Origin of the sequence: Mycobacterium sp. GA-2829 (assembly GCF_001499965.1) — a bacterium.
Lineage (GTDB): Bacteria > Actinomycetota > Actinomycetes > Mycobacteriales > Mycobacteriaceae > Mycobacterium.
Map to the genome: position 1 here is coordinate 24,819 of NZ_LQIT01000051.1, position 7,074 is coordinate 31,892.

6 protein-coding genes are annotated in these 7,074 nt (G+C 72.7%); 3 read left to right on the top strand and 3 right to left on the bottom strand.

Annotated features, from left to right (window positions below; all coding sequences use genetic code 11):
- Positions 1–9: 9 nt before the first annotated feature.
- Positions 10–783: a TIGR03084 family metal-binding protein gene (locus AU194_RS25145; protein ID WP_059091990.1), complete on the top strand. Its 774-nt coding sequence runs from the start codon at positions 10–12 to the stop codon at positions 781–783.
- Here AU194_RS25145 and AU194_RS25150 read toward each other — a convergent pair.
- The 3 genes from AU194_RS25150 to AU194_RS25160 all read right to left on the bottom strand — a co-directional run bounded on the left by AU194_RS25150 (position 780) and on the right by AU194_RS25160 (position 4,158).
- Positions 780–1,976: a serine/threonine-protein kinase gene (locus AU194_RS25150; protein WP_059091991.1), complete on the bottom strand. Its 1,197-nt coding sequence runs from the start codon at positions 1,974–1,976 to the stop codon at positions 780–782. The two genes, AU194_RS25145 and AU194_RS25150, sit on opposite strands and share 4 nt — an antisense overlap.
- A 45-nt stretch (positions 1,977–2,021) precedes the next feature.
- A complete protein-coding gene (locus AU194_RS25155; protein ID WP_059091992.1) occupies positions 2,022–2,519 on the bottom strand; it encodes a hypothetical protein in 498 nt (165 codons plus the stop codon).
- A gap of 121 nt (positions 2,520–2,640) precedes the next feature.
- Positions 2,641–4,158, bottom strand: coding sequence for a CCA tRNA nucleotidyltransferase (locus AU194_RS25160; protein ID WP_369804220.1), 1,518 nt, complete (start codon positions 4,156–4,158; stop codon positions 2,641–2,643).
- Positions 4,159–4,180: 22 nt separating this feature from the next.
- On the opposite strand from AU194_RS25160, the gene AU194_RS25165 reads away from it, so the two are divergent.
- Positions 4,181–4,969: an NUDIX hydrolase gene (locus AU194_RS25165; protein WP_059091994.1), complete on the top strand. Its 789-nt coding sequence runs from the start codon at positions 4,181–4,183 to the stop codon at positions 4,967–4,969.
- Positions 4,970–4,974: 5 nt separating this feature from the next.
- On the top strand, positions 4,975–7,074 hold a 2,100-nt coding region (locus tag AU194_RS25170), incomplete at its 3' end, for a DUF6049 family protein (RefSeq protein ID WP_059091999.1).

The window sequence follows — 7,074 nt, forward strand, 5'->3', positions numbered from 1 at the left end:
CTGCAGGCCATGTCCGCCGTAGCCCCCGTCGTCGCCGACCTCCGCGCCGAAAGCGACGACCTCGACGCCCTCGTCGCCGAACTGCCCGCCGAGGGCTGGTCGACGATGACCCCGGCGCCGGGGTGGACGATCGCCCACCAGATCGCGCATCTGTTGTGGACCGACCGGGTCGCGCTGCTGTCGGTCACCGACGAGGCCGACTTCAACGTCGTCCTCGGGGCCGCCGCCGAGGACCCGTCCGGGTTCGTCGACCGTGCCGCCGAGGACCTCGCGGCCACCGAACCGGGCGAACTGCTGGCCGACTGGCGGGCCACCCGCGCCCTGCTGCACGACGCGCTGCTGACCGTCGCCGACGGCCGCAAACTGCCGTGGTTCGGCCCGCCGATGAGCGCCGCGTCGATGGCGACGGCGCGGTTGATGGAGACGTGGGCGCACGGGCTCGACGTCGCCGACGCGCTCGGCGTGCGGCGGGCGCCGACAGCCCGGCTGCGCTCGGTCGCCCATATCGGGGTGCGCACGCGGGACTTCGCATTCGCCGTGCACGGGCTGCCCGTTCCGACCGCACCGTTTCACGTGGAACTGAACGCACCCGACGGGTCCGTGTGGTCATGGGGTCCGGCCGATGCGGCGCAACGGGTCACCGGATCGGCCGAGGACTTCTGCTTCCTGGTCACCCAGCGCCGGCCGCGCGCCGAACTCGACGTCACTGCCGACGGCCCCGACGCCGAGCGGTGGCTGTCGATCGCGCAGGCTTTCGCGGGACCGCCGGGGCCCGGCCGCTAGTCCCGCTTGCCGTTCCCGTTGCCCCTGCCGTTGTTGCCCTTGCCGGGGTTGCCTTTCGGGTTCTTGTGCCCCGGTGGCGGCGGCTGTTCGACGATCGGTGCGACCTCCTGCGGCGCCGTGGTGGGCGGGGGGGGGGTGGTCGACGGCGGCGGTGGCGGCGCGACGGGAGTGCTGGTGCCGACCGGCGTCTGCGCGGGCGCCGACGTTCGCGGATCGGCCGCGAGCGCGATCGCGAGCACGGCCACGACGACCGCCGCCACGATCGCGGCCGCCGCGAGGGCCACCCGGGTGCGCATCGACCGGCGGCGTGCGGGTGCCACGGTCATCGGCAGCGGGGCGGGCATCACCCTGGTGGCGGGCCGCGGCGGTGGGGTGACCGGGACGGCGCCGGCGAGCGCGGCGCGCATCTGTCCGGCGCTGCCGAACCGCTGCTGCGGATCGCGGGCCATCGCCCGCGCGATCACCGCGGCGAGGACCGGATCGACGTCGCCGCGGAACGCGGTCACCGGGGGCGGCGGGTCGTCCATGATGGCCCGCGCGATCGCGGCCGGATTGTCCTGCGGGAAGGCCGGCCGGGCGAGCAGCGCCTCGTAGGCCATCACGCCGACGGCGTAGAGGTCATCGGCGACCGAGGCCGGGGCGCCCGCCACCCGCTCCGGGCTCATGTACGCCAGCGTGCCGATGATGTGGCCGGTCATGGTGTGCGCGGCGGCGCCGCCGGTCTTGGCGATCCCGAAGTCGGCGACCTTGAGCGAGTTCGCGTCGGCCGACAGCAGGATGTTGCCCGGTTTGATGTCGCGGTGCAGGACCCCGGCGGCGTGCGCGACCTCGAGCGCGGCGAGCACCTCGTCGAGCATCGAACGCACCTGCGCCGGGGACATCGGTCCGGCGGCGATGACGTCCGCCAGGGTCCGGCCCGGCAGCCGTTCCATGACGATGAACGGGACGCCGTCGTCTTCGCCGTAGTCGTGCACCGCGACGACGTTGGGATGGGTGAGCGCGGCGGCCGATCGTGCCTCGGCTTCGAAGCGGCCGCGCACCTCCGGTTGGGCGCGCAGCGCCGGGTGCAGCAGTTTGATCGCGACCGCGCGGTCCAGGCGGGTGTCCCACCCGCCGCGTACCTCGGCCATCCCGCCGAGGCCCAGCACCTCGCGCAGTTCGTAACGGCCGACGAGAATCTCCGGCCCGGTCATCTCGAAGCGGTAACCCGGTTTACCCGGACGTAAACGGTGCGCCGGTCAGAGCTGCGCGGCGGCGTCTGCCCTGCCGTCGCCGTCCCCGTCGGAGAGCCGCACGTCCCAGCGCCCGTCGCCGTCGAGGTCGGCGTAGGCGGTGTCCCCGCCGAACACCCGGTCGGCCAGGCCGTCGCCGTCGGTGTCGACCAGCCGGTCGTCGACCTGTCCGTCGGCGTCGAGGTCGACCAGCGGACCACCCGTCTGCTCGACGCCGTCGAGGCCGAACCAGCGCAGCTGACCGCTGCGGTCGACGCTGAGCATCCAGGTGCCCGACCCGTCGTCGGTGAAATAGGCCTCGGCCGCATCGTCGTCGTCGAGGTCGCGTCCGGCGAGTTCGGCCAGCCCGTCACCGTCGCGGTCGGCCAGGACGTCGTCGATCCGGCTGTCCCCGTCGAGGTCGAGCCCCACCGCGTCGAACACCCCGTCGGCATCGGTGTCGACGTCCGGTTCGGCGGTCCACATGGTCGCCGAACCGTCGGGCTCTCCCAGGCAGTACTCCATACCGGGTCAGACGTCGGCGGGCCTGTGGCGGTTCCGACGGGGTACGAGCGTGCGCAGTTGCCGGTCCAACAGTGGCGTGTCGAGGAGCAGACACGCACGCTCGCGGAAAGGGGTGAGGGGCTCACGACGGGTTGGCGGTGTTCCACCACTTCAGCAGTTCCGCGACGGCCTCGTCGCGCGACAGCGGGCCACGGTCGAGCCGCAACTCCTTGAGGTACTGCCACGCCTTGCCGACCTCCGGCCCGGCCGGGATGCCGAGGAGCTCCATGATCTCGTTGCCGTCGAGGTCCGGGCGCACCCGCTGCAGATCCTCCTTGGCGGCCAGTTCGGCGATCCGCCGCTCGAGGTCGTCGTAGTTGGCCTGCAGCAGGGCCGCGCGCCGCTTGTTGCGGGTCGTGCAGTCCGCGCGCACCAGCTTGTGCAGCCGGTTCAGCAGCGGACCGGCGTCGGTGACGTAGCGGCGCACCGCCGAATCCGTCCACTTGCCATCCCCGTAGCCGTGGAACCGCAGGTGCAGGAACACCAGCTGCGAGACGTCGTCGACCATCTGCTTGGAGTACTTCAGCGCCCGCATCCGCTTGCGCGCCATCTTCGCGCCGACCACCTCGTGATGGTGGAAGCTGACGCCGCCGTCGGGTTCGTGCCGCCGCGTCGCCGGTTTGCCGATGTCGTGCAGCAGCGCCGCCCAGCGGAGCACCAGATCGGGGTTGCCCTCTTCGAGATCGATCGCCTGGCGCAACACCGTCAACGAATGCTGGTAGACGTCCTTGTGCTGATGGTGTTCGTCGATGGCCATCCGCATCCCGCCGACCTCGGGCAGCACCACGTCCCCCAGCCCGGCGCGCACCATCAGGTCGATCCCGGCGACCGGGTCGGCACCCAACAGCAGCTTGTCCAGTTCGGCGGCCACCCGCTCGGCGGTGATGCGCTCGAGCTGCCGCGCCATCTCCGTCATCGCGGTCAGCACCCGCGGCGCGACCTCGAACCCGAGCTGTGAGGTGAACCGCGCCGCGCGCAGCATCCGCAGCGGATCGTCGCCGAAGGACACCTCCGGCGCCGACGGCGTGTCCAGGGTGCGGCTGCGCAGTGCGGCCAACCCGCCGAGCGGATCGTGGAACTCCCCCAGCCCCGCCGCGGTGATCTGCACCGCCATCGCGTTGACCGTGAAGTCGCGCCGCACCAGATCGTCGTCGAGGCGGTCGCCGAAGCGCACCTGCGGATTGCGCGACACCTGGTCGTAGCTGTCGGCGCGGAAGGTGGTGATCTCCAGCCGGTGGTCACCCTTGCCGACGCCGATGGTGCCGAACTCGATGCCGGTGTCCCACAGGGCGTCGGCCCACGGCCGCAGAAACGCCTGCATCTGTTCGGGCCGCGCATCGGTGGTGAAGTCGAGGTCCGGGCTCACCCGCCCCAACAGTGCGTCCCGGACGCTGCCGCCGACCAGATAGAGCTGATGCCCGGCCGCGGCGAACACCGCCCCGATGCCGCGGAGGAGTTCTCCGTCGCGGTTGAGTGCCACCGCGGCGCGCGCCAGCAGTTCGGCGTCGGCTCCTGCGTCATGGTCGTGGTCGGACACGTTCGTTGAGCCTAGAGGGTCACGGTACGGCTGCGACCGGCGCGTGTGGGCGGAGGGAAACATCGTGGCAGCTACTATCGCTTGGGTGTCGGAAGGCGAACAGCCCAAATCACGACGCCGCCGCGGGCGACGTCGTGGCCGACGCGCGGCCGGACCGCCCCAGGCCGGAACCGACCAGCCCACCCCGTCGACCGACGCCGCGGTCACCCCGGATACCCCGAAGGCCGCCGCCAAACCCACCGACCAGGCCCGCAAGGCCAGGCCCCGCCGGCCCCCCGAGCGGTTGCGCACCGTGCACGAGACGTCCGCGGGCGGTCTGGTCATCGACGGTATCGACGGACCGAAGGAAAGCCAGGTCGCCGCGCTGATCGGCCGCATCGACCGGCGCGGCCGGATGCTGTGGTCGCTGCCCAAGGGACACATCGAGATGGGTGAGACGGCCGAACAGACCGCGATCCGCGAGGTGGCCGAGGAGACCGGTATCCGCGGCGACGTGCTGGCCGCACTCGGCAGCATCGACTACTGGTTCGTCACCGAGGGCAGGCGCGTGCACAAGACCGTGCACCATTACCTGATGCGATTCCTCGGCGGCGAACTGTCCGACGAGGACGTCGAGGTGACCGAGGTGGCGTGGGTGCCGCTCAAGGAGCTGCCCGACCGACTGGCCTACGCCGACGAACGCCGACTGGCCGAGGTCGCCGACGAACTCATCGACAAACTGCAGACCGACGGCCCAGGGGCGCTGCCGCCGCTGCCCCGCACGGCGCCGCGACGACGGCCGCAGACCCATTCGCACACCCGTAACCGTCGACGCGACGAGTCCAGCCAAACCCCTCCCGGCCGGCGGACGAACGGATGCGGACAAGGCCAGTGACGACCATGGCGGCGCCCCCTCGGTGCCGGGTGGCGGTGCCGCGGCTGCTGGCTGCGCTCGTACTGCTCCTGCTGACCGCGCTGTCGACCGCACTCCCCCAGGCCGCCGCGGGCGAGCCGGGCGCGTCGCCGTTCCTGCAGCTGCGCATCGACCGCGTCACCCCCGACGTCGTCACCACCACCAGCGATCCCGTCGTCACGGTGTCCGGGGTGGTCCGCAACGTCGGCGACCGCACCGTGCGCGACGTGGTGCTCCGCCTCGAACACGCCCCGGCCGTCGACTCGTCGACGGGGCTGCGCACGAATCTGGCGGGCAACCTCGACCAGTACGACCCGGTCGCCGACTTCATCACCGTCTCCCCCGAACTGGACCGCGGTAAGGAGGTGCCGTTCACCCTCACCTATCCGCTCCGCGGGGGTGCCGGACCGTCGCTGCGCATCGAACAGCCCGGGGTCTACCCGGTGCTGGTCAACGTCAACGGCACCCCGGACTACGGCGCCCCGGCGCGGCTCGACGACGCCCGCTTCCTGCTGCCGGTTCTGGGCGTCCCGTCCGAACCGGGCGCCGATTCGACCGAGGAGGCACTGGACTCGGTCGTCACGCCCGACACGTCGAAACCGGTGGGGCTGACCATGTTCTGGCCGCTGGCCGACCGCCCGCGGCTGGCCGCGGGCATCCCCGGCGGCACCACACCGGTGCGGCTCATGGACGACGAACTCGCCGCCTCGCTGGCACCCGGCGGCCGGCTGGAGACCCTGCTCGCGGCGGCGGATTTCGCGACCGGCCCGACCGTCGACCCGGGCGGCGAGGTGGGGCGCGCCCTCTGCCTGGCCGTCGACCCCGACCTGCTGGTGACCGTCAACGCGATGACGGCCGGCTACGTCGTCAACGACGGTCCCGACGCCGGACCCACCACCCCGACGCGGCCCGGCACCGGCCAGGAGGCAGCCGTCGGATGGCTCAACCGGCTCAAGGTGCTCGCCAAGCGGATGTGCGTGGTCGCCGCGCCGTACGCGCAGGCCGACCTCGACGCCTTGCAGCGAGTGGGGGACCCCGCGCTCAAGACGCTGGCCACCAACGGGTCCGGCGATATCGTCGACCGGATCCTCGGGGTGACCTCCACTCGCGGCGTCACGCTGCTCGACGATGGACCGCTCACCGGCCGGGCCGCCCAGCTGCTGTCCATGCAGGGCCGGACGGTCGCCGTGTCCGCAGCGCCGCTGAGCACCCAGGACGACACCACCGGCCTGGGCTCCACCGCAGACCTGACGCCGACGCGGTACGGCCCCGGGCTGGTCGCGATGCCGTTCGATCCGACCGTCGGGGCCGCGCTGGCCGCCGCGGGCACCGACCCCGCCGCGCCCACCTACCTCGATTCGACGCTCGAGATCCCGCTGCGGCACGATTCGGCGGTCGCCCGCCGGCAGAACGCCGTCGCCGCGCTGCTGTGGCGCGGTCTGCGACCCGATGTCGAACCGCGCACCCAGCTCGTGGTCCCGCCGCTGGTGTGGAGCCCGCGTCCCGACGACGCCCAGGCCGTGCTCACCGCGGTGGGCACCGCGATCCGCGCCGGGCTGGCCGCCCCGCGTCCGCTGACCGAGGTGATCGCCGAGGGCGATGCGGTTCCGGCCCGACCGGACGCCGGTTGGCCGCCCGACGACACCGGCGATACGCGCGGCCGCTTCGACGACACGGTCACCGCGGGCATCGCGGGCACCAACGGCAGGCTCGCCGGCCTGACGGCCGCCCTCGGCGTGGACGAGCGGACCGGGCTGACCGGTGTCGCGTACACCGCCCCGCTGCGCGAGGACATGCTGCGCGCGCTGAGCCAGTCGGTCCCCGCACCCGCCCGCAACGGTCTCGCGCAGCAGCGCATGGCGGTGGTCACCGGCACCGTCGGCGACATGTTCAACGCGGTGCGGATCATGAACCCCGGCGGCGCCTACACCCTGGCCACCGAACGCAGCCCGCTGCCGCTCGCGCTGCGCAACGACCTGCCCGTGCCGATCCGGGTGCGGCTTTTCGTCGACGCACCCCCAGGCATGACGGTCGAAGACATGGGCGAGATCAGCCTGCCGCCCGGATACCTGCCGCTACGCGTGCCG

Bases quoted from the DNA above. Each gene is read 5' to 3' on its own strand.
- AU194_RS25160 (WP_369804220.1), bottom strand. From the start codon at position 4,158: ATGTTTCCCTCCGCCCACACGCGCCGGTCGCAGCCGTACCGTGACCCT.
- AU194_RS25150 (WP_059091991.1), bottom strand. From the start codon at position 1,976: ATGACCGGGCCGGAGATTCTCGTCGGCCGTTACGAACTGCGCGAGGTG.
- AU194_RS25145 (WP_059091990.1), top strand. From the start codon at position 10: ATGTCCGCCGTAGCCCCCGTCGTCGCCGACCTCCGCGCCGAAAGCGAC.
- AU194_RS25155 (WP_059091992.1), bottom strand. From the start codon at position 2,519: ATGGAGTACTGCCTGGGAGAGCCCGACGGTTCGGCGACCATGTGGACC.